Origin of the sequence: Chitinophaga sp. 22308 (genome assembly GCF_052045305.1) — a bacterium.
GTDB classification, from domain to species: Bacteria; Bacteroidota; Bacteroidia; order Chitinophagales; family Chitinophagaceae; genus Chitinophaga; species Chitinophaga varians_A.
On the sequence record NZ_JBQEOP010000003.1, the window covers coordinates 698,990 to 722,751 of the forward strand.

16 protein-coding genes are annotated in these 23,762 nt (G+C 50.5%); 9 read left to right on the plus strand and 7 right to left on the minus strand.

Annotation, left to right across the window (positions count from 1 at the left end; translation table 11 throughout):
* The first annotated feature begins 66 nt into the window (after window positions 1–66).
* Window positions 67–1,968 (plus strand): DNA mismatch repair endonuclease MutL, encoded by a 1,902-nt coding sequence (gene mutL, locus ACTJJS_RS14655; RefSeq protein WP_440664253.1) that lies wholly within the window; start codon window positions 67–69, stop codon window positions 1,966–1,968.
* Window positions 1,969–2,027: 59 nt separating this feature from the next.
* On the opposite strand, the gene ACTJJS_RS14660 is transcribed toward mutL, so the two are convergent.
* Window positions 2,028–3,497: a gluconokinase gene (locus ACTJJS_RS14660; RefSeq protein ID WP_440664254.1), complete on the minus strand. Its 1,470-nt coding sequence runs from the start codon at window positions 3,495–3,497 to the stop codon at window positions 2,028–2,030.
* Between the two features lie 83 nt (window positions 3,498–3,580).
* On the opposite strand from ACTJJS_RS14660, the gene ACTJJS_RS14665 reads away from it, so the two are divergent.
* The 3 genes from ACTJJS_RS14665 to ACTJJS_RS14675 all read left to right on the plus strand — a co-directional run bounded on the left by ACTJJS_RS14665 (window position 3,581) and on the right by ACTJJS_RS14675 (window position 7,700).
* Window positions 3,581–5,320 carry a GMC family oxidoreductase gene (locus ACTJJS_RS14665; RefSeq protein ID WP_168870935.1) on the plus strand — a complete coding sequence of 580 codons (1,740 nt, stop codon included), beginning with the start codon at window positions 3,581–3,583 and terminating at the stop codon, window positions 5,318–5,320.
* 101 nt (window positions 5,321–5,421) lie between these two features.
* The gene (locus tag ACTJJS_RS14670) at window positions 5,422–6,108 is read left to right on the plus strand and encodes a gluconate 2-dehydrogenase subunit 3 family protein (RefSeq protein ID WP_343744643.1); all 687 of its coding nucleotides are present in this window, start codon (window positions 5,422–5,424) and stop codon (window positions 6,106–6,108) included.
* 140 nt (window positions 6,109–6,248) lie between these two features.
* Window positions 6,249–7,700, plus strand: a complete 1,452-nt coding sequence (locus ACTJJS_RS14675; RefSeq protein ID WP_440664255.1) for a Gfo/Idh/MocA family protein — start codon at window positions 6,249–6,251, stop codon at window positions 7,698–7,700.
* A gap of 76 nt (window positions 7,701–7,776) precedes the next feature.
* Here the strand turns inward: ACTJJS_RS14675 and ACTJJS_RS14680 are convergent, their stop codons facing one another.
* The 3 genes from ACTJJS_RS14680 to ACTJJS_RS14690 all read right to left on the minus strand — a co-directional run bounded on the left by ACTJJS_RS14680 (window position 7,777) and on the right by ACTJJS_RS14690 (window position 13,552).
* Window positions 7,777–8,565, minus strand: a complete 789-nt coding sequence (locus tag ACTJJS_RS14680) for a hypothetical protein (protein ID WP_440664257.1) — start codon at window positions 8,563–8,565, stop codon at window positions 7,777–7,779.
* A gap of 162 nt (window positions 8,566–8,727) precedes the next feature.
* Entirely contained in the window at window positions 8,728–10,476 is a 1,749-nt protein-coding gene (locus ACTJJS_RS14685) for a RagB/SusD family nutrient uptake outer membrane protein (RefSeq protein WP_440664258.1), read from the minus strand.
* 10 nt (window positions 10,477–10,486) lie between these two features.
* Window positions 10,487–13,552 (minus strand): SusC/RagA family TonB-linked outer membrane protein, encoded by a 3,066-nt coding sequence (locus tag ACTJJS_RS14690; RefSeq protein ID WP_440664259.1) that lies wholly within the window; start codon window positions 13,550–13,552, stop codon window positions 10,487–10,489.
* Between the two features lie 255 nt (window positions 13,553–13,807).
* Between ACTJJS_RS14690 and ACTJJS_RS14695 the strand changes: the two genes are divergently transcribed.
* Together ACTJJS_RS14695 and ACTJJS_RS14700 are read left to right on the plus strand one after the other, a co-directional pair.
* Window positions 13,808–15,562 (plus strand): carboxypeptidase-like regulatory domain-containing protein, encoded by a 1,755-nt coding sequence (locus ACTJJS_RS14695; RefSeq protein WP_440664260.1) that lies wholly within the window; start codon window positions 13,808–13,810, stop codon window positions 15,560–15,562.
* A 106-nt stretch (window positions 15,563–15,668) separates the two neighbouring features.
* Window positions 15,669–16,310 (plus strand): hypothetical protein, encoded by a 642-nt coding sequence (locus tag ACTJJS_RS14700; protein WP_440664261.1) that lies wholly within the window; start codon window positions 15,669–15,671, stop codon window positions 16,308–16,310.
* Window positions 16,311–16,315: 5 nt separating this feature from the next.
* On the opposite strand, the gene ACTJJS_RS14705 is transcribed toward ACTJJS_RS14700, so the two are convergent.
* The 3 genes from ACTJJS_RS14705 to ACTJJS_RS14715 form a co-directional block, all read right to left on the minus strand.
* A complete protein-coding gene (locus tag ACTJJS_RS14705) occupies window positions 16,316–17,605 on the minus strand; it encodes a D-alanyl-D-alanine carboxypeptidase (protein ID WP_440664262.1) in 1,290 nt (429 codons plus the stop codon).
* A gap of 76 nt (window positions 17,606–17,681) precedes the next feature.
* On the minus strand, window positions 17,682–19,016 hold the full coding sequence (locus tag ACTJJS_RS14710; protein ID WP_168870926.1) for a Gfo/Idh/MocA family protein: 1,335 nt from the start codon (window positions 19,014–19,016) through the stop codon (window positions 17,682–17,684).
* 39 nt (window positions 19,017–19,055) lie between these two features.
* On the minus strand, window positions 19,056–20,021 hold the full coding sequence (locus ACTJJS_RS14715) for a formylglycine-generating enzyme family protein (protein ID WP_168870925.1): 966 nt from the start codon (window positions 20,019–20,021) through the stop codon (window positions 19,056–19,058).
* Between the two features lie 186 nt (window positions 20,022–20,207).
* On the opposite strand from ACTJJS_RS14715, the gene ACTJJS_RS14720 reads away from it, so the two are divergent.
* From ACTJJS_RS14720 to ACTJJS_RS14730, 3 genes are all read left to right on the plus strand, one after another.
* Window positions 20,208–21,137: a hydroxypyruvate isomerase family protein gene (locus ACTJJS_RS14720; RefSeq protein ID WP_440664263.1), complete on the plus strand. Its 930-nt coding sequence runs from the start codon at window positions 20,208–20,210 to the stop codon at window positions 21,135–21,137.
* A 179-nt stretch (window positions 21,138–21,316) separates the two neighbouring features.
* The gene (locus ACTJJS_RS14725; protein WP_168870923.1) at window positions 21,317–21,667 is read left to right on the plus strand and encodes a phage holin family protein; all 351 of its coding nucleotides are present in this window, start codon (window positions 21,317–21,319) and stop codon (window positions 21,665–21,667) included.
* 36 nt (window positions 21,668–21,703) lie between these two features.
* Window positions 21,704–23,677, plus strand: coding sequence for an alpha-ketoacid dehydrogenase subunit alpha/beta (locus ACTJJS_RS14730; protein WP_440664264.1), 1,974 nt, complete (start codon window positions 21,704–21,706; stop codon window positions 23,675–23,677).
* The last annotated feature ends 85 nt before the right edge of the window (window positions 23,678–23,762 follow it).

Below are 23,762 nucleotides of genomic sequence, written 5' to 3' on the forward strand. Positions count from 1 at the left end.
CAGTCTGATAATCACCCGTGAGCAACTGCATATAAATTATTAACTTTACGCCAAAAGGCTAGTTAAGTGGCGGACATCATCAATTTATTACCAGACAATATAGCGAACCAGATAGCTGCAGGCGAAGTGATACAAAGACCGGCATCAGCGGTAAAGGAATTACTGGAAAATGCAGTGGACGCAGGTGCGACCGAGATTCAGCTGATCATAAAAGACGCAGGCAAAGAACTGGTGCAGGTAATCGATAACGGTGGCGGTATGAGCGAAACAGATGCCCGTATGTGCTTTGAACGCCATGCCACCTCCAAGATACAATCCATAGATGACCTCTTCCAGATCCGGACCATGGGTTTCAGAGGTGAAGCCCTTGCCTCCATCGCAGCCGTATCCCAGGTAGAGCTTAAAACCCGGAAAAAAGGCACCGACGTAGGTTCCTACGTGGAAATAGACAACAGCGTAGTCAAAAAACAGGAACCCTGCCAAACCGCTGACGGTACCAGCATCGCCATGAAGAACCTCTTCTTCAACGTGCCCGCCCGCCGCAACTTCCTTAAAAGTAACGCGGCAGAGATGCGGCATATTGTGGATGAGTTTATCCGCGTGGCCATGGCCTTCCCCCAACTGCAGTTCTCGCTCACCAGCAACAACCAGCAACTTTTCCATCTCGATAAAGGCTCCCTGAAACAGCGGATCATCGCTATCCTCGGACAACATTATAATGCCCGCCTGGTAAATGTGAAGGAAAGTACCGACTATATGAACGTGTATGGTTTTGTTGGTAAACCGGAAACAGCCAAAAAAACCAGGGGCGACCAGTTCTTCTTTGTCAACAACCGGTACATCAAAAGCCCTTACCTGCATCACGCAGTCATGAGCGCTTTCGCGGACATTATCCCGGCCGACAGCTACCCGTTGTACGTCCTGTTTATTGATGTCAACCCGGAGCATGTGGACATCAACGTACACCCAACCAAGCAGGAAATCAAGTTCGACGATGAAAAAGTAATGTATGCTTTCGTGCAGGCAACAGTCAAACACGCACTGGCCCAGTTCAACGTGACGGCCACGCTCGATTTTGACCTTGACCCCAGCATACAGGCCCTCGACGCCGTAAGCAAACCATTCACCAAACAACAACAGGAGGAATATACCCATTCCCCCCTCTATAAATCGTTTACACAGGCCAACCAGGCCCACATGATTGACAAAAGCAGTAGCAGCAGCAATCTGAAACACTGGAAAGACCTGTATGAAAGTCCCCGGCAGACACCAGAAGCTGAAGGATATACCATCAGCTCCTATACCGTGGAGCCGGAAACACACCCGGCCGTGACCTACGAAAGCCAGCCCCACGCCACCGCTTCCGTGATCGACGAACGCTGGCAGGACACCGCCACCGACCAGAAAGTGCCGGTACAGGTACATCAGCAGTTCATCCTGTCGCAGATAAAATCAGGCTTCATCCTGATCGACCAGCAGGCTGCGCACGAACGTATCCTGTTCGAGCGCTATCAGCGCGCCCTTACAGAAGCGCCGATGGCCACCCAGCAAAGCCTCTTCCCCCAGACATTGCAGCTGCCCCCGGCAGACGCGGTGCTGGTTGCCGAGATGCTGCCCGAACTTCAGGCACTGGGCTACGAACTGGAACCTTTCGGCAACCATACCTTTATCGTAAGAGGCACACCCGCCGATATGCAGTCCGGCAACGACCAGGCTACTATTGAAGGTCTCCTCGAACAGTTCAAGAACTTCAGCGAACTTAAAATAGACCGCCGCGAACAACTGGTACGTTCTATGGCCCGTAACAACGCCATCCCGGCAGGCAAAATCCTCTCCGCCCGTGAAATGCAGAACATGATCGACGAACTTTTCGCCTGCAGCATGCCGAATGTTGCCCCCAGCGGGAAATTCACGTTCATTTCATTCAAGCTCACGGACCTGGCCCGGATGTTTGAAAGAGGCAATTAAGACCTTTCTATAAAAAAGAAGGCCCGTGCATTTGATATGCACGGGCCTTCTTTTTATCACTACTGTTCCCCGGCTGCCTTCAGTGTGTCGTACAGCCGCAGGAACCGTTCAAATTTCTTTTGATACCCCTGATATTTGTCGCTGTCAGGACGGAACACCATAGCAGCAGCACCTTCTCCATCTCCCTCTGGCAGGTGCAACTCCCTGGTTGCCAAAAGGATAGCGCCGAGTGCAGAGGCATCGTTCTGCTGATGGAGCTCCATCTCCTGCCCAAAAATATCCGCCAGCAACTGTATCCATCCCGGTGTGGCAGTAAAGCCACCGCTAACGGATATACGCCGGACCGGGCCGGCAGTTTCTGTCAGTGCCTGGCGGATGCTTAGCAGTGCAAAACAGATCCCTTCCAGCATGGCCCGCATAAAATGGGCGGCGGCATGTCCGGGCCGGATGCCCACAAAAGCTGCTGTGGCGTGGCTGTTCCAGACAGGAGCCCTTTCGCCGAGCAGATAGGGAAGACATAATAATGAACCGGTATCTGTTTGCAACGCCTCTTCCACCAGCGGTTGCAGGGCCGTGAGCGGCATTCGCAGAAAATCGCGCACCAGCCATTGCAGCAATGCACCGCCGTTATTGGTGGCGCCACCGGTGATATAGACGTCGTCTGTCAGCAGGTAGGTGAACAAACGGCCGTGGGCGTCTGTCTGCGGCCGGGAAGAAGCCATGCGTACCGCTCCGCTGGTACCGATGGTGATGGTGGCATGCCCCGGGCCGAGTGCCCGGCTTCCCAGCTGGGCCAGGCAGCCATCGCTGCCCCCAATGATAAAAGGCGTATCAGCCGGGATACCCAGTTCCACCGCTACAGCAGGCAACAGTGGCGGCAGCCGGAAGGTGGCCGGTACCGGCTCCGGCAGCTGCGCCGCCGTAATACCGGCATATTCCAGTGCCTCCGGGCTCCATTGCAGCGTGGCAATATCAAACAGCCCGGTTGCGGAGGCTATCGAATGATCGCTTATATATCTCCCGAAAAAATGATAAAGGATATATTCCTTGATACCCGGAAAGATAGCGGCCCGGGCGAAAAGGGCTGGTTGCGTTTCCCGCATCCAGCGCAACTTACAGAGGGGCGACATGGCGTGTACCGGCGTGCCCGTTTGCCGGTACAACCGTCTCCCCGCTTCCGTGTCCCGCAGGGCCAGCGCCTGTGGCTCACTGCGATTGTCGGCCCAAAGTATCAGCGGCGTAAGGGCATTCCCCTGCCTGTCGACCGCCATGATGCTGTGCATGGCGCTGCTGAAAGAGACAGCTGCCGGCGGGCGCCCCGCCTGCAACACCACTTCCCGGATACCTTTTTTGACCGCATCCAGCAACAGCAGCGGGTCTTGCTCTGCATACCCCGGCTGTGGGTACCGGGTGGCATATGCCTGTTGATATACCCCCACGACCACCTCTTTCTGAGGGGCAAGCCCAATCGTTTTAGCACTACTGGTACCGATATCTACGCCAATGATGTAGGGAGTCTGCTCACTCATAAAAAAAAGACAACTTTTTACGCATTTAATTTATAGATTTAAAACCGGTGTTCTTTAAATAAAGTCCAAAAATTTCCACGCAAATGGCTTTTGAAATTAAAAAACAGGCTAAGCTTTATGATGTTTGTATTGTTGGTTCGGGTGCCGGTGGCGGCATGGCAGCCAAAATATTATCAGAGGCCGGGCTTAAAGTAGCGCTCCTGGAAGCGGGGCCTAAATATGATCCGGCAGACCCGGAACAGGCGACTCAACTGAAATGGCCCTACGAATCTCCCAGAAGAGGTGCCAGCACAACCCGCGCCTTCGGCGATTTTGATGCCGCCTACGGCGGATGGCAGATTGACGGTGAACCATATACGAAAAAGAATGGGACCGAATTCGACTGGTTCCGCTCCCGCATGCTGGGAGGACGTACCAACCACTGGGGACGTATTTCCCTTCGTTTTGGAGAACGCGATTTCAAACATAAAAGTTATGACGGACTGGGAGATGACTGGCCTATAAGCTATGCAGATGTGGCGCCCTATTACGACAGGGTAGATAAATTGATCGGCGTATTTGGCTCAAAAGAAAACCTGCCCAATGAGCCGGACGGTTTCTTCCTCCCCCCTCCCAAACCCAGGATGCACGAGTTGATGGTAAAGCGTGCCGGCGAAAAAATGGGCCTTCCCGTTATCCCTGCGCGCCTGTCTATCCTCACCCGCTCGGTCAACAAAGACCGCAGCCCATGTTTCTATTGCAGCCAGTGTAACCGTGGCTGTACCGTATACGGCGACTTCTCCTCATCCTCCGTGCTGGTAAAACCCGCCATGAAAAGCGGGCATGTAGACCTCTACACCAACGCCATGGTGCGGGAAGTACTCACTGACGACAGCGGCAAAGCCACCGGCGTAGCTTATATCGATAAAGCAGATATGCAAGAATATTCCGTTAACGCCCGCGTGGTGGTACTTGCCGCCAGCGCCTGCGAATCGGCCCGGCTGCTGCTCAATTCCAAATCCGCCAAACATCCTAATGGCCTTGCCAACTCCAGCGGCGTAGTCGGCAAATACCTGCACGACTCCACTGGCGCATCCCGCGGCGGGTTCGTCCCCGCACTGATGGACCGTAAACGCTACAACGAAGACGGCGTAGGCGGTATGCACCTCTATATTCCATGGTGGGGCGACAATAAAAAACTGGACTTCGCCCGCGGCTACCACATTGAAATGGGCGGCGGTATGCATATGCCCTCCTATGGCTATGGGTTCGGCATGGAAAACATGAACGGGAAATACCCCGGTCGCGATGGCAAACCCAAAGCAGCCGGCGGTTACGGTGCCTCCCTGAAAGACGATTACCGTCGTTACTTCGGGGCCTACATCGGCTTTGCCGGTAGAGGAGAATGTATTGCGCGGGAAGACAACTACTGCGAAATAGATCCTAATGTGGTGGACAAATACGGTATCCCCGTACTGCGTTTCCACTATACCTGGAGCGATCATGAGATCAAACAGGCCAAACACATGCAGGACACATTCGAGCAGCTGATCGTGGAGATGGGCGGCGTTCCTTCCGGTACCAAACCCGGAGAAGACACCAAATACGGGCTGGAAAACCCTGGCCGTATTATCCACGAAGTGGGCACCACCCGCATGGGCGACAACCCGGCGACTTCCGTGCTGAACAAATTCAACCAGGCACATGAAGTAAAAAACCTTTTCGTGGTAGATGGCGGCGCCTTCGTGTCACAGGCCGATAAAAACCCGACCTGGACCATCCTCGCCCTCTCCATGCGCGCATCAGAGTATATCGTGGACCAGCTGAAAAAACAAAACATTTAATCATTTAGCCATTTAATCATTTGATTATTTAATTATTTATGACCAGTGCGAATGATCCTGGCGACATAAATAACTAAATGAAAAAATAAAAAAATAAAAAAATGGATAGAAGAGAATCCCTTAAAGCCCTTGCGCTGGGAACTTTATCTGTAGGCACCATCCTGTCCGCCACCGGCTGTGAAGACAAAAAAACCACCGACGGGAAAAAAGCAGGTGACGCCGCCGGCTACGGACGCACACCGGATGAAGTGCTGCGGGACAAAGCCCTGACGGAAGAAAAATTCTTCACCGCGGAAGAAATGAAGACCATCACCATCCTGGCTGACATCATCATTCCGGCTGACGAACATTCCGGCAGCGCTTCCGATGCCAAAGTGCCCGAATTCATTGAGTTTATCGTAAAAGATATCCCGGAGCATAAGTTGCCCATGCGGGGCGGCCTACGCTGGCTGGATGTTCAATGTGCCAAAAGGTATAATAAATCCTTTGCCGAATGCAGCCCTGAACAACGTATTGCCATCGTGGACCTGATCGCCTATCCGGAAAAGGCAGCACCTGAAAACAGCCAGGGCGTTGCATTCTTCAACCGTATGCGCAACCTGACCGCTACCGGTTTCTTCACCAGTAAGATCGGCATCAAAGACCTCGGCTACATAGGCAATACACCTAACGAGTGGGACGGCGTGCCGGCCGATGTGCTGAAACAATACGGTTATGCTTACGACGAGAAAACCCTGGCCACCTGCCTCAAGATAGAAGACAGAGGCAAGATCATGACCTGGGATTAAATAAACGTTATGAATGATGAATCCGGGACGTCTGTTGATGTGCGGGCATAGAAAAACAGGCTTCGCCTTTTATCTTCGCCCCTGCGGTCCGCGATTCGTCATTATCCGCGATTAACAAGTACCTAAAAAGAATATTACTCATGGTTCCAGAAAAAAAGAGCGGGGACAACCAGGTGTCCCGCAGATCATTCCTGAGAAATGGCGCGCTGGCAGCCGCAGGGTTCATGATCGTTCCACGTCATGTACTGGGTAGAGGTTTTACCGCACCGAGCGACCGCCTGCGCGTGGCCGGTGTAGGTGTTGGCGGTAAAGGATTCGGCGACATCTCCGAATTCGCCAAAGGTCCTGCTGACATCGCTTTCCTCTGCGATGTAGATACCCGTCGTGCAGCCGAAGCCGTTAAAAAATTCCCGAAGGCCAAGTTCTATGCTGACTTCCGGGAGATGTTCGATAAAGAGCACAAAAATTTCGATGCGGTTTCCGTGTCCACGCCGGACCACCAGCACGCCGTAGCCGCCATGGGCGCTATGCAGCTGAAGAAACACGTATATGTGCAGAAACCATTGACACACGACATCTATGAAGCGCGTATGCTCACACAGGGCGCCAAGAGACATAAAGTGGTCAGTCAGATGGGCAACCAGGGCTCTTCCGGTGATGGCGTACGCCAGCTGATGGAGTGGTACAACGCCGGCCTGATCGGAGATGTACACACCGTATACTGCTGGACAGACCGTCCCGTTTGGCCGCAGGGCATTGCATGGCCTACCGGCAAAGCAGAAGTTCCCAAAGAACTGAACTGGGACCTGTGGCTGGGCACTGCACCAAAAAAAGATTATGTAGACAACCTCGTACCGTTCAACTGGCGCGGCTGGTGGGATTACGGTACCGGCGCCATCGGCGACATGGGCTGTCATATCATTGAACCACCCTTCCGCGTACTGGGCCTCGGCTACCCTACTTCCGTAGAGTGCAGCGTAGGCAGCGTTTACGTAGGTGAATTCACCCGCGGTTACTTCCCGGAAAGCTGCCCTCCTTCTTCCCATGTGATCATGAAATTCCCCGGCAAAAACGGCAAGGAAATCACCCTTCACTGGATGGACGGCGGCATTCAGCCGGAACGCCCTGAAGAACTGGGTCCCAACGAAGTGATGGGCGACGGCGGTAACGGTGCTATTTTCATTGGGGATAAAGGCAAGATGATGTGCGGAACCTACGGTATGTACCCCAAACTGCTCCCTACTTCCCGCAGCACCGAAGTCAATGTGCCTCAAACCATTGCCCGCGTGCCGGAAGGACACTACGTGCAATGGGTAAATGCAGCCATTGCCGGCTATAACAGCAAGCAGGCCAAAACACTCAGCTCACCATTCGATATCGCAGGCCCGCTGACCGAAACTATCCTGATGGCCAATCTGGCTATCCGCAGCTTCGACATCCGCAAGCCTAAGGCCTCCGGGAAAGGATACGACTACCCCGGACGCTACATCAAACTGCTCTGGGACGGCGCCAACATGAAGATCACCAACTTCGATGAAGCCAACCAGTTCGTGAAACGTACCTACCGCGACGGCTGGTCACTGGGCGTTTAATACGGAGATATTTGATTTTAATAAAAGAGGGTGCCTCAATGGGGCACCCTTTTGTATGCTGTGTTACAGTTAACGCCTAGTGGTGATGATGGTGGCTGTGTCCTGTTACACCTTCTGCAGCGTTACTGCTTTTTACATGTATGGTAAAGTTGGCGGTATGTAATACGCCTGCGGTTTTAAATTGTATCCACATACGGTAAATGTCCGCCTTGGGGAACAGGGTATGACCGATGATCGGATACTGACTGTCGGACATAGGATGAATATGCAAAAAATCCTTGTCTTCCCGGCCGATCAGGATGATATGCGCCACCGCTCCCAGATATGGCTCTATATCTACCGCATCCAGCGCCTTTCCGTCTTTTGTTATGGTAACCGGGATATGGCTTTCTGCTCCTGCTGCAAAAGGCGTTGCCGCAGCAATGGCCAGGTGTAATCCGTCGGCAACCGCAGTGTGCTTTTCATTCGTTTCATCCACAGCCTGTTGTTCCGCGCCTTTTACAAACAAAGTAAGCCTGTCAGTTTGCGGGACATGTCCTTCGGCCTGATAGTCGGCGTAAATGAGATATTTCCCTCCGTGATTAAACGTAACATCTATAAAATAACTGCCCTCGTCATTGCGTTGAGGATGCAGATGCTCAAAAGAAGTCAACTGGCTGTTTACAATGATCAGGTGAAATTCCGCTTCATGCTGTATGCTTAATGGAACAGCAGCATCAGGATGATTGTTATTCACCGGCCTGAATATCAACCTTGTATTTTCCCCGGCTACAATGGCGTCGGTACCAGATATCAGTTTCATTTCCACTGGTGACGGCTGTCCGTGATGTCCATGATGTCCGTGGTGATTATTATTTATTTCCATAACTTTTATGTTGCTTGTTTGATGATGTAAAGGTCGCGGGATACAGCAACATAGCCGTTATATTATTGAGACGTTGTTTTATAAGATCTACGGATAAACGTAAGAGGGTGTCTCCGTTATACCGGGACACCCTCTTCTCCTTTATATAGGCAAATATCTCCTTTATTTATACGGCACCTGTTGTTCCAGGTTGCCGTTTTTCCTGATCTCGGCAGCAGGGATCGGCAGCAGGTAATTCTTGTCTTTAAAAGTACGGCTCTGTATATTGACAGGCCGGTATACAAAAGGATGGTTAGCGATCTGTGATCCCAACACTTCAATACCCTGTGCATTACCGTTGAAATAAATCATCGCATCAGTTACCCAGCGGCGGGCGTCAAAGAAACGATGCTCCTCAAAAGCCAGCTCATACCTCCTTTCATACTTCAGCACCGCTTTCAGCGCATCGCCGGAAGCAGTGGTGGCAGGCATTCCCGCCCTGGTGCGTACCGCGTTCAGCGCAGGCAGCGCATCCGCTTCCTCTCCCAGCCAGATGCTGGCCTCTGCATAGTTCAGCAGCACTTCAGCATAACGGATGAAAATCCAGTTCTGGTCGCCACGGAAAAACTGCGCATCCAGGTTTTTGTCCATGAACTTACGCAGGTAATATCCGGAGAAAGTACCGTTCCAGTTTTCGATAGTGCTGTTGCGGGTATCCAGTCCCCATACGCTGTCACGGCCGCCGTTTTTAGGCTCGTATTTTCCTGTTTGAATAATACCAATGGGATCTACTTCGGCACCGTCTTTAGGACGGGGCTTCCATTTGGCGCCATCATACAGGATAGTGGCATAGAAGCGCGGATCACGGCCTACATAGGGCGCACTGGCCTGACTGGTATTGGCCCAGGAAAATGCCGAACCGTCTTTCATCTGGTAACCGGTCACAAAGTTCTCCAGCGGCACATTACCGCCCCAGTTATGATAACCGTTAGGGCCGTTGTAAAGATCATGTGATGTGCCTAACAGCGCCTTATCATATTGTTTGATAAAAATCAGCTCTTTGTGGTCTTTGTCCAGGAAGATACGACTGTAATTTTCCGCAGCAGAATCCGTAGGATGGTACAGCTCATATAAACCCAGGTCCATCACCGCTTTAGCTGCGTTTTTGGCCGCCCGTAAACGGTCGGTCTGGCTGCCAGTGGTATAGCCCATCAAAGGACTTTTTACGTTGACATTAAAGTAATCGCTGGCCGCATAGAGCAACACCCTTGATTTCAGCGCCATGGCTGCGCCTTTGGTGACACGGCCTTTGTCTTTCGGCAACTCATACACCGCCGGCAGCAGTTTGGAAGCACTGTCGCATTCGTCGGAGATAAATTTCACACAGTCTTCGTAAGTAGCCCGTTTAATGTTCAGGATCTCCTGTTCATCTCCCTTTACATTAAAAGTCTTGGTGATCAATGGCACGCCCCCATAGTATTTCACCAGCATATGATAATACCAGGCACGCATAAAATGCACCTCGCCTTTCATGGCGTTACGGGTAGCGTCATCAATAGGCGACTGGTCAATCTTTTCGAAAAACATGTTACAGTTACGGATCTCTTTATAGTGATTGTCCCAACGGGCGAAATCACTGAGCCGGCCGATATCGTCCGGCGACACGTTGCCCTGTACAACAAGAGAGGTGTTATAATCGTGAATAAAACGGGCTTCGTCTGTCATGGAGGCCAGCATTACTTCCAGGTATCCCGGGCGCATCTGTACATAGAGGTCGTTCACAAACGCCTGTACAAGGCCTTTGTCTTTCCATACATCTGATTCCTCATATTCTGTCAGCGGCTTCTTCTCCAGGAAGTCCTTTTTACAGGCAGCAGTGGCAAATAGTAATCCCGCCACTACTATATATTGTATGATGTTTGATTTTTTCATGGCTTGTTGTTTAGAAAGTAACATTTAATCCCACATTATAAATCTTCGACTGCGGATAAAACTGGCCGCTGCCCATGGGCGCTTCCGGATCAAATATTTTTACGTTGTCGATCGTCACCAGGTTTTGACCACTCACATATACCCGCAGTTTTTGCAGGCCTATGCTTCTGATAGCATGTCCGGGAATAGTATACCCCAGTTCCACTGTTTTAAGACGGGCATAGTCTGTTTTCCAGAACCAGAAAGTGTTCTGGCGGTTTACCCAGTATTCGCGGTCACGGTCATTTACCCTTGGCCAGGATGCGTTGATGTTATCGGGTGTCCAACGGTCTTTGATATACGCTTCGGGGAAGTTGCCGATCAGACCGGATTCCGTGTGCAGGTACTGGCTGGCGCCGGTAGCACCTTGCCACAACATAGTGAAATCAAAGTTGTTGTATTTGGCACTCAGCGTAAGACCGAATATCCAGGTGGGATTTTCGGTGCGGTTTACCCGGACACGGTCCAGGTCATCGATGATACCGTTGCCGTCAACGTCGGCAAAAATCACGTCACCGGCGCGGGCTCCGCTGATATGGGGAGACTTGTCTACTTCTTCCTGTGTTTTATAGATGCCGATCGCTTTGTAGTACAGCGGCGCATCGATCATTCTGCCGGTTGATTTCTGCCATTCGGGAACATTGGGCACTTCGTCCCAGAACAGGATCTTGTTTTGAGCATGGGTAACGGTACCGACTACCTCGTAATGGAATTTGTTGATATCGTTTTTGTGTTTCAGGACAACTTCAAAACCTTTGTTTTCCACTTTACCGATATTTTCCTGTGGCAGCGTCATACCGGTATAGGCGGGCATGGATTGGCTACGGCTTACCAGGATGTTGGCGCGGCGGGTATAGAAATAATCCGCTTCCACAGACAGTTTCTCACCTAACAATGACGCCTCGATACCTACGTCGTAGTTATTGGCCACCTCCCAGGTAATGGCTTCATTAGGCGAACGCATCTGGTAAATACCTTTGTTCAGGTCTCCACCGAACATCACACCCCCATCGCTGAACCCGTAGGTGCTGAGGTATTGGAAAGACGGGATCTGGTCATTCCCCATCTGGCCCCATGAAGCGCGGACTTTGAAGTAATCCACTGCACGCACGCCTTTTTTCCAGAAACCTTCATTAGACAGCACCCAGCCCACAGAAGCGCCGGGGAAGAAACCGAAGCGGCTGTTGCGCGGGAAGTTCTGCGTACCGTCATAACGGGCGTTGAAGTCAAACAGGTATGTTTCTTTATAGTTGTAAGAAATACGGCCAAAATAGTTTCTGCGTGCAAAAGAGAAGCCGGTGCCGCCGTTATTTTTTTCCTTATCACCGCCGGCAAACAGCTGGTCGAGTTTATCACTGATAAAGTACCTGCGATTGGCCAGCATGGTGTCGCCATCAAAAGTGGCCTGTTCAAAGGCGATGAAAGTGTTCAGGTTATGTTTTCCGAAAGAGCGTACATAATTCAGTTTCACGTTCACCGTTGTCATACGGTTGCTGTTGAAGCTTTCATTCAGCTCCGGCGCGCTCACCCCTCTTGAAGCGGGATTCAGCTTATGGTCCGGGCTGTTGGGATCAAGCGTGTAAAGCGTCCAGGGCTTTACCCATGTTTTGATGAAAGCGAAGTTCTGATCATAAGCGAAGTTTCCATCGACAGACAATCCTTGTACCCAGGGGATGTTGACAGTTGCGCCGAGGGTACCGTTAACTACATAGTTTTTATCGTTCGTGTATCCGATAATATCGGTGCTCGTTACCACCGGGTTGTCCCCGTATTCGATGTCTGGTCCGGGGAGGCCATTGGGCCAGATGGCGTTTTCAGTAGGCCGTCCACGCATCAGGGAGCGGAAAATGGAACCGGCAGAACGGGGCGGGAAATGTCTGTTTTCCAGTCTTCCTGCCAGGTCGAAGCGCAGATGCACGTTTTCATTCACGTTTGCGTCGAGGTTGGCCCTGATGTTTTGTTGTTTATAATAGGTGGCGCTGGACTTATAAATACCATCCTGGAAGAGGCTTCCGAGTGATACGTAATACGTCATTTTTTCCGTACCGCCGCTGAGGGACAGGTCATGCCTGTTTTGCAGGGAGGTATTTTTGATCACGGCATCATACCAGTTAGTGTTAGGGTATAACCAGGGATCGGAGCCGTCACCGAATTTTTTGATCTGGTCTTCTGAGAAGCGGGGCGCGTCGCCGCCATACTGCAGGATTTCGTTGACCAGCCTGGCGTAGGTGGGCGCATCCGCCATTTTAGGCAGGCGGGTAGGCGATACAAAAGACTGGTTAAAGCCGTAGTTAACAGTAGGCTTGCCTATTTTTCCGCGTTTGGTGGTAACGAGGATAACGCCGTTGGCCGCACGGGAACCGTAGATGGCAGCAGCCGCGTCTTTCAATACAGACACGCTTTCAATGTCCCCGGGGGCCAGGCGGGCAAAGCCTTCACGGGGAATGCCATCGATTACATACAGCGGCGTGCTAACACCGAGCGTGCTGCGGCCGCGGATAAAAATACGGGAGTTGTCATTGCCCGGCTCGCCGCTGTTGTTGACAGCGATGATGCCCGGGATACGTCCTACCAGTGAGTTAGAGATGTTCACGTTGGGAGACTGCTGCAGTTCAGCTCCTTTCACGGTGGCCACGGCGCCGGTCTTGGTCACCTTTTTCTGTGTGCCATACCCTACAACAACGTATTCGTCCAGGGTTTTCTGGTTTTCCTTCAGGACAACGTTAATGGATGTACGACCTTCTACTTTAACTTCCTGCGGATCATAACCTACAAACTGGAACAACAGTACCGCGTCCTTCTTAATGTCCTTCAGGGTAAAGCTTCCTTTTACGTCTGTAACGGCACCGCGCTGGCTGTCTTTCAACAGTACCGTTACCCCTGGCAGGGGATTCCCGTTGACGTCCCTGACTTTACCTTCTATTGTTGGATTGGCCTGCTGCCACACCGCAGGCATTAAAGCCCTGGCTGCGACCGGCCCTGATGAGGCGGCGGAAAGGCATAGCAATAGCACTGCCTTCGCATAACGTGGATTCATAAATGAGATTTTTGGGTGATAAAAAATGCTACGTTTTACTGTTTTTCAATAATTTATGTGACGTTATTTAGATTGTTACAATAAGATTTAGATTTATTAACAACAAGTGTATCGAATACACTGAGTAAGATATTCAGAAAAAGATTGATTATTTTCTAAAAATAAACGTGGTTTTGACGCCTTTTTTTAAAACTTATAGATATAGAGGCATATTTAAAATACAGATTCCATAATTTTAGCTTGAAATTTAATCCCATGGCAAAGAATATACTGTGGCTGTTAACCTGTTTCATCCTGTTATTTTCAGCCTGTAATAAAAAAAATACTCCGGATAGCCCCACGCAACCAGGCACCCCTCCTGCTGACACCCTTCCTATCTCTGGTAAAAAGATCCAGGCTGGTCTGCAAGGGCTTGTTATGGATGAGCAAAATGCCCCTTTAGTTGGAGCCCAGGTGCAGTGTGGGGACCAAAATACTACCACAGATCAATACGGGACCTTTCGCTTTCCACAAGTAACACTGACAGAAGAGGCGGCTGTTGTGAACATACAGAAGGCCGGTTATTTTAGCGGTGTCCGTACCTTTCGGGTAACCGGCACCGGAAGGGAACAGTTCATACAAATACAGCTAATTCCCAAAACAACCGCAGGCACTTTTGATGCAGCTGTCGGTGGTACAATCGCCGCTTCCAATGCGCAGTTCACCTTCACCTCTAACCAGGTACTGGATGCATCTAACAATATTTACAAAGGCAAAGCTTCACTGGCATACGCCTTTATAAATCCTGAAAGCCATAATTTCGCAGACATGATGCCAGGTGATTTGCGAGCAGTAAATGATAAAAACGAATTGGTCGGGCTACAGTCACTGGGTATGATGGCCCTAGAACTACAGGGAGAAAATGGTGAGAAACTACATCTCGACGGCCGGAATAACGTTAACTTCCGTATGACGATCCCAGCAATGCTACAAAAAGGAGCACCGGCAACCATTCCATTATGGTACTTTGATGGAAGTAGCGGCCTGTGGAGGCAGGAAGGCAACGCGCAGAAAACAGGTGACAGTTATACAGGCACTGTTAAGCACTTCTCTTTCTGGAATTGCGACGCTCAATTCCCAATTATTAATCTCAGAGCTATTTTCAAGGACAAGCAAAATAACCTGTTGGCCAATACCCGCGTTCAGATTTCCCGTGCTGATAGCAGCAATTATGTTAGTTATACGGATGGCGCCGGAGAAGTAAACATCTTCCTACCCGCCAATGAACAAGTAACAATTACCGTAAAAGATGCGGACAACAATATTCTTTTCTCGCAAAAGATTGGTCCCTGGAGCACCGATGTTAGTCCCCAAACGTTTACAATATCCACCGACTTCAAACCTCAAATATCCCTTAGCGGACTAGTAAGTACCTGTGATGGCGGACTTGTTACCAAAGGCGTAGTTAATATACAGGTAAACGGCATACATTATTCCGTTCCTATCGTCAATGGACAATATACAGCGCCTTTTCTTCGCTGCAACTCAAATACGGCGAATCTGGTGCTAAATGCGACAGATGAAATCGCCAACAAAATGTCTACCTCAACCTATCAGTTGCCCAGGGGTAATTATTTCCTACATCAGGCAGCATGTGACACCGCAATGAACACTCTTTATTACTGGCTGGAGGGCGGCGGCACCAGAATTAGCTCTCCTCAAAAATCAGTCACGTTGTCTTATAATAGTGCAGATACGGCAAAATACTATACCCTTTCAGCCATTAGTTCAACAAGCCCTAAAGTCCTATTTAATATGAGACTACCCAATATTAAGCCTGGCACCTTTACTTCACCCTACGTTTGGGTGAACACTATAGTTAAAACTTATACGAACGATACTATAACAGTTATAATTACACATACCGGAGGCGCCAGCGACTATCTTGAAGGCGTCTTTTTCGGTACTGTATTACCTTCGCAGGGCAATCCAACTCCCATCAGTGGCTCATTTAAAGTAAGAATAGAATAACAAAAAATCACTATACATGAAAAAGGCCGGTAGTTCCAAAAACTATTGGCCTTTTTTGCATAAATTCATAGCAGTGAACGTTATAGGATAACCAGATCTATTGTTTATGAAGCACCTCCACGCACTCCTTTTGTTTCTGGCAGGCTGCACATTGCTGATCGCCTGTAGTAAAGAGATGAGCCACGGACCAGGATTCCCCGCCTGCGACTATGCTCCGTATACTACTAATTCCTCCTTCTCCTATATTGATGTTAATAAAACCCAGGACACTATTTCCTACACCCTGACTGTTGGGGGAGACACCACTATCAACGGCACTACCTACAAAATAGTGGGCGATGACAGCGTCTTCTTCTGCTCCAGCTGTAAAGACGGTATTTATACCCAGATAGCCAGTATCTTCACTTTCCAGGGCTATAAGGCAGACAGCCTGCAACTGACCTATCTCAAGGAATCTGTGCCGGTGGGCGGCAGCTGGTCAGATACAGTTACCGTCAGCAACGGCACCCTTACCACTAAAGCCATCCTTCAACATACCATCACCCAGAAAGGCGTCACTAAAACTGTTAATGGCAAAAACTATCTTGATGTGATTGCTGTGAAGCTGGACGCGTCTGCCATTGTACTTAACAACCCGGTGGCCGTCGGCACCATCTCTACCAGCTATTACGCCAAAGGGATCGGGCTGATAGAAGCAGACCAGGAAGACGATACTATCAAACTGGTATCTTATGTACTCAAACCCTGAACACCTTAATAATCCTTCCAGATCATTGTCAGCAGCCGTTCTACAGCTCTTCGTACATTCGTGGCCGTATCCTGGTGGTTATTTACCAGCACACTGAATATCAGCGTTTTATTTTTCTTCGTCACCAGATACCCGCTTAATGCCACCACCCCGTTCAACGTTCCGGTTTTAGCATGCACAAACTGTTGCTGATAATAATTGCGCAAGGTGCCTTTACCACCTGTAGGAAAAATATCCCATAACCGCTGCTGCGGATACAGCGCATACATCTTATCCAGGATGCTGACGAAGTCGCGGGGCGTGATCAGGTTATACCGGGAGAGGCCGGAACCGTCCACCCACTGCGGCGGATGCGGCAGGTCTTTCAGGTCGCCGTCCTGCAGCCAGGCGATCATCTTTTTGGTGCTGATCGTATCCCAGAGACTGGCGGACGCCATCATGAGTGTTTGCTCCGCAAAGAAATTATCACTGCGGTGCATCATTGGCGTAAACAGCGAATCGGCCGGAATACTTTTCAGTAATTGAAACGATGCAAATTGCGGGGCAACGGCGAGGCCTATACGTTTATGCAGCGTGTCCTGTAGTCTTTCCCGGAGCTGTTGTTCTCCGCCTGTGATAAAAGGCACTTCTGTGGAAGCAACCTCCTTATAGGCAGGGTTGTATTTCAGGAAAAAAAGATTGTTTCTTTCATCCCTGTCGGTGCTGGTATTGCTGATGGTGCCGTCTTGCGTAGCTTCCAGGTCATAAAGGGCCGGTACCATTTTACTGGTATCGCCATGATGGTAGATACGGACCACATTGCCGTACATGGGCCATTCGGTCAGTTCCGGCTGGTAATCATCGGCAAAGTCGGCCCATGACCATCCGGGGCCATAACGTTTGTTGAGATTGACCGCAGGAACGAGATATATCTGTTTACCGGTTTGTTGCAACAGCTGCAGCAGCGGTTGAAAAGTATAATCAGGATGCAGGAAAGAAGGGTCTGCCATGCCTTTCACAAAAATGGCGGTATCGTTTTCGTAATAGCGCGCAGCCGGCAACGAATCGCCCAGCAGCTTCAACCCTGCGTACAGGGAGAATATCTTGGTATTGGAGGCAGGGGTAAAAAACTTATCGTCCTGGTACTGGTACCAGTACTTTTTGGTGGCCGGTTCATAAATGGAAATACCCACATGCGCCTGTTCCAGCGGCGGCTGGTGTAACAGGGAACTGTTGGCCCATTTAGTGATGGCGGCCGTCTGGGCCGAAGCCTGTAAAGACAGGCCGATGGCGGAAAGCAGTAAAATTAATCTCATAGCAGTAAGTTATAAATAAAATGGGAAGATGACGTTGGCATCTTCCCATTGTTTGATAATCGTGTGCAGAAAAATATCAGGAAAAATATTTTGTAATACCTGGCTTTGCATACGCATAGTTTCCGGAAGCATCCGGCATTACCGGTGGCTGCGCATCGAAGGCATACGTCTTCGGTTGCAGGTCCAGCCCTGAGTTGAGCGCGGTGTTCCAGTTGATCACCTGGCCGGAATAAGTGGCCAGGCGGCCGATGATGGCAGAAAGGGTAGCTTCTGCGCCACGCTGCGCATCGGCAAATTTGTATTCTCCTTTTGCGATGGCAGCAAACAGCTCGTCGTGCTCGGTCTGATAAGGGTTGTTTTCCTTTTTCTTATCAAACTGATAGAGCACTTTCCCCTTGTGGTCCACGATCTGTGCTTTGTCGCAGTAGATGCGGCCTTTTGTGCCTACGATCTCTTCATCCACTTTGCTGGGAGCGTCTTTCCAGTGGCGGCACTGGCTGTTCATCACGATGCCGTCAGCATAACGGTATTCCACATAGTGATGGTCGAAGATCTCACCGTATTCTTTACCGGTGCGTATGGCCCGGCCTCCCATACCGCTGGCAGTAACAGGGGTAGCGTTTTTAAACCAGTTACCTACGTCGATATTGTGGATATGTTGTTCTACGATATGATCGCCGCAGAGCCAGTTGAAATAGTACCAGTTACGCATCTGGTATTCCATTTCGGTATACTCCGGTTTGCGGGGTTTTACCCACAATGCGCCCTGGTTCCACCATACCTGCATGGAGAGGATATCACCTACCATACCGTCCTGCGCGCGTTTGTAGAGCTCACGATAGGAGTTCTGGTAACGGCGTTGCAGGCCTACCACCACGTTCAGTTTTTTGGATTTAGCGAGAGCGGCGGCGTCCAGTACTTTTTTGATACCAGCAGGATCTGTTGCCACCGGCTTTTCCATGAACACGTGTTTATTCTGTCTGATGGCTTCTTCAAAGTGGATAGGCCGGAAACCCGGAGGCGTGGTCAGGATCACCACATCAGCCAGCGCGATGGCTTGTTTGTAGGCATCGAAGCCGGTGAATTTATTTTTTTCCGGAACGTTTACCCTGCTGGCTTTATCGCCCAGGGCTTCCTTAATATTGTTGTAGCTGTCGTTCAACCTGTCAGGGAAGGCATCGGCCATTGCTACCAGTTGCACGTTTTCTTTGGTGCTCAGTGCCTGTGTAGCAGCACCGGTACCACGGCCGCCGCAACCAATGAGGGCAATCTTGATCACATCAGAAGAACCGGAGAAATAGTTTGCTTTAGATAAGATGGGCATGGCCAGCAATCCTCCGGCAAGCAGGGAAGTCTGCTTAACGAAGTCGCGGCGGCCTTTGTCGTGGAATTTTTGTTGTTCGCTTTCCATAAAAAATGCGTTGTGATTTATTGATTTTTTAGATGATGTTTAGCGTGCGCCTTTATACTTATCGATCACTTCTTCAAAAAATTTCTGTGCTTCTTCCGGTGTTGGTTGTTTGGCTGGCCTTACAATACGGAAACCAATAAACGGAGCGTCAGCATTCCACCAGGAGCTTTTCGGAATCTGTGGGTCCCTGCGGTTCCATATCGGGTCCGACTTCAGACGGGCGGCGCTGCGTAAGGCCGGGGCTGCATCTTTGTAGTTGCCGCCTTTGATCACACGGGGCATTTTAGCTGTGGGGGCCGTCCATGGATCTGTGGCAGACACCGTAGCTACACCGTTTTCGTCATACTGGTCCAGTGTCCATTCGGCTACGTTGCCCAGCATATCATACAGTCCCCATGCATTGGGTTGCAGCTGTGCTACCTTGTGGTATTTGTCTTCGCTATTGGCTTCGTACCAGGCGTATTTTTTCAGCTGGGACGCATCTGTTCCGTACGGATAGGGAGTGGATGACCCCGCGCGACAGGCATATTCCCATTCTGCCGCGGTAGGCAGACGGTAGAAGATGCCGGTTTTAGCGTACAGCCATTTACAATACATCAGGGCACCATACTGGCTCATACTATTGGCCGGATATCCACCGGCTTTACCCATTCCGAGCGTCAGATCAATATATGGCGGGCTGGGGCGCGTCATACCGTCCGGAACAGGTGTTTTATCCTTTTCCGCATCGGCATATATATCATATTCATCGAAAGTCACTTCTGTAGCTCCCATCCAGAAATCACCCACTGTTACTTTTTTCGCCGGGCCTTCGTCTTTGTTTCTTCCTTTTTCATTGTCCGGGCTTCCTAACGTGAAAGTGCCTCCTTTGATCGGCACCATTTTAAAACTTACCGTAGTTCCTGGGATCTGTTGTTCATACTGTGTGAAGGCTTGTTGCGCCCGTGTAGTCATAACCTGGCCGAGCAACCCGCCCAGCAGAAAGGTCACATAATATCTAGTCATCCAAACGTTTTAAAAAATACAAGTGGGTGAATTTAAAAAATTACAAAGTGGAATGCAATATTTTTTTATGAATGCGAAAAATGGAGGATGAGTTGAATTTTTTTCAGCTTTATTAGCATTTCCTTATAAAAGCGATTAAATTTAGCGGATGTCCTTTTCTATGTCATTTTAAAATAACCTTACGTTATGGAAAGAAGAAAATTCCTGCAGCAGGGCACTCTGGCCGGCATCTCCGCGCTGGCCCTGGGCGGTATTACCAGCAAAAGCCAGGCTGCTATGGCCGGCACTACAGCTGCTAAGGAAAAACCCTTTAAGATGAACTTCGCCCCGCACGATGGCATGTTTAAAAACAGTGCCGGCGCAGATTTCCTAGACCAGATCAAATATATGTACGACCAGGGTTTCCGGTCAATAGAAGATAACGGCATGATGCACCGCCCTGTAGCTGAACAAGAAAAGATTGGCAACCTGCTCGCCAAACTGGGCATGACCATGGGCGTGTTTGTAGTAGATACCGGCAACAACTGGAAAACTTCGCTGACTACCGGCAAACAGGAATTCACCGATGCCTTTGTGAAAACCTGTAAAGACAGTGTGGACGTGGCTAAACGCTGCAACGCCAAATGGGCCACCGTAGTGCCCGGCTTCTTCGACCGCAGCCTGCCCATGGGCATTCAGACTGCCAACGTGATCACCGCTTTACGTTTAGGCGCTGCCATCTTTGAACCACATAAACTTGTCATGGTGCTGGAACCACTCAGTGATACACCGGATCTGTTCCTCCGTACCGCTGAACAATCCTTTGAGATTTGTAAGGCCGTCAACAGCCCTTCCTGCAAAATTCTCTATGATATCTACCATATGCAGCGCAATACCGGCAACCTCATCCCTACTATCGACCAGTGCTGGGATGAAATTGCCTATATCCAGATCGGTGACAACCCCGGCCGCAGGGAGCCCGGCACCGGTGAAATCAACTATAAAAATATTTTCGCCCACCTGAACAAGAAAGGATATAAAGGCGTGCTGGGTATGGAACACGGCATCGCCGGCCAGGGTAAAGACGGGGAAGCCGCGCTGATAAAAGCTTACCGCGACTGTGATGTACAGGGTTGATACTCATTCCCCTGATTGACGAAGATTAAAACGTTATATGATTAAAGCCCTGTCAATCACTGTTGACAGGGCTTTTTAATTTGATAATGCCGCTGTTACTGCAGTTATATCACTGTATACGTTGATGCTGTTTTTTTTCGTTATCTTAAAGTAGTTTCTGATACACTAAATACAATCATATGGGTTTCCTGGTCCGTATATTAGTCAGTGCACTGGCGGCTATGTTAACAACCTACCTGCTGAAGCCGGCAGTCAAAATCGATAGTTTTGTTACCGCGCTGATCCTGGCACTTGTGCTGGCATTACTGAATGCACTGGTAAAACCGTTGCTGGTATTGCTTACGCTCCCCGCCACGCTGTTGACACTGGGTTTGTTTTTGTTTGTGATCAACGCCATCATTATACTGCTGGCCGCAAAGATCGTCCCTGGCTTTAAAGTGGACGGTTTCTGGTGGGCTATGTTGTTCAGTATCGTGATGACCATTATCAACAGTCTCCTGATCAACCTCGCCGGTGGCAGCAATGACTGACCTCCTGCCCTGTTCACGCCGTAAAATAGCCTATACATGTATTTCGACCGGTCTCATCTCGCCGACACGGAGTTGTTGTCTTTTTACAGGGCACTGCTGTACCCACGGCTGATAGAAGAAAAAATGCTGCTGCTGTTGCGGCAGGGGAAAATCAGCAAATGGTTTTCCGGTATTGGCCAGGAGGCCATTGCAGTAGGCGCCACCCTGGCGCTGGAAGCCGATGAATGGATCATGCCGCTGCACCGCAACCTCGGTGTATTCACCACACGTAATATGCCCCTGCATAAGCTGCTCCTGCAATGGCAGGGCAGTGACGAAGGATACAGCAAAGGCCGTGAGCGTTCCTTTCACTTTGGCAGCAGGGCTTATCATATCTGTGGGATGATCTCCCATCTGGGCCCGCAGCTCTCCATCGCAGATGGAATTGCACTGGCCCATCAGCTGAAAAAAGAACATAAAGTATCGCTCGCCTTTTCCGGCGAAGGGGGAACCAGCGAAGGTGAATTTCATGAGGCGCTTAACGTGGCCGCCGTATGGGGCCTGCCCGTCATCTTCCTGGTGGAAAATAACGGCTATGGCCTCAGTACTCCAGTCAGCGAACAATATCACTGCAAAAGCCTCGTTGACAAGGCCATCGGTTACGGCATGGAAGGCGTACAAGTAGACGGCAACAACCTTCTTGAGGTATACCAGACCATCCGTACCGCCCGTGCTTACGCCATCAAAGAACAGAAGCCCGTACTGATAGAAGCCATGACCTTCCGCATGAGAGGCCATGAAGAAGCCAGTGGCGTGAAATACGTGCCGCCAGAGCTTTTCGAGCAATGGGGCAAAAAAGACCCCATCGCACAATACGAAACATTCCTGCGGGAAGCCCACCTGCTGGACAATGCCGGCATAGAAGCCCTCCGGCAGGAACTGAAGCATCGTATCGACGAAGAGGTGGCCAAAGGGCTGGAACCCAGCCCCTTCGCGGTGAATACCAGTACCGAACTGGAAGACATATACGCTCCGGCGCCACCGGCCTTACTTCCTTCCGGCACCGCTTCTGAAAAACGATTCATCGACGCTATTTCCGAAGGACTGCGACAGTCTATGGAGCAATATCCGGAACTCGTGCTCATGGGACAGGATATTGCCGCATATGGCGGCGCTTTCAAAATCACCGACGGCCTGCTGGGACGTTTCGGAAAAGAAAGAGTGCGCAATACCCCACTCTGTGAGAGCGCTATCGTTGGCACCGCCCTGGGCCTGTCTATCGCCGGTTTCAAAAGCATGGTGGAAATGCAGTTTGCCGACTTTGTCAGCTGTGGTTTTAACCAGATCGTAAATAATCTCGCCAAGATACACTACCGTTGGGGGCAGACAGCCGATGTGGTGATCAGGATGCCCACCGGCGGCGGCGTAGGGGCTGGACCCTTCCACTCACAAAGCAACGAGGCCTGGTTTACCCATGTGCCCGGCCTGAAAGTGGTATACCCCTCCACACCGGAAGATGCCAAAGGCCTGCTGACGGCGGCCATTGCAGACCCTAATCCGGTGATGTACTTTGAGCACAAGGCGCTTTACCGCAGCATCAGCGGACTGGTGCCCGACAGCTACTACACGATGGAAATCGGAAAAGCCCGGCTCATACAGGCCGGAGACGATATCAGCATCATCACCTATGGCAGCGGCGTACACTGGGCCATGGAATATGCTGCCGCCCATCCGGCGCTCTCCATCGCCATCCTGGACCTCCGCACCCTGCTGCCGCTGGACTACGACGCCATCCGGGATACTGTAGCCCTTACCGGCAAAGTGCTGGTGCTCCATGAAGACACCCTCACCGGCGGACTGGGAGGAGAAATAAGCGCCTGGATAGCTGAACATTGTTTTCATCTCCTGGATGCGCCCGTTGTCCGCTGCGCCAGTCTCGACACACCGGTGCCATTTGCTGCGGCACTGGAAAAAAATTTCCTCGCCAAATCCCGTCTGGATCAGTGTATCCAACAATTAACCCGATGGTAATAGCTGGCAGGATTGGGAATTTGCCATGAATGTTCTAATTTGCACCCAGGAAATAAATAAATCATTATACAATGTTGACGAATCT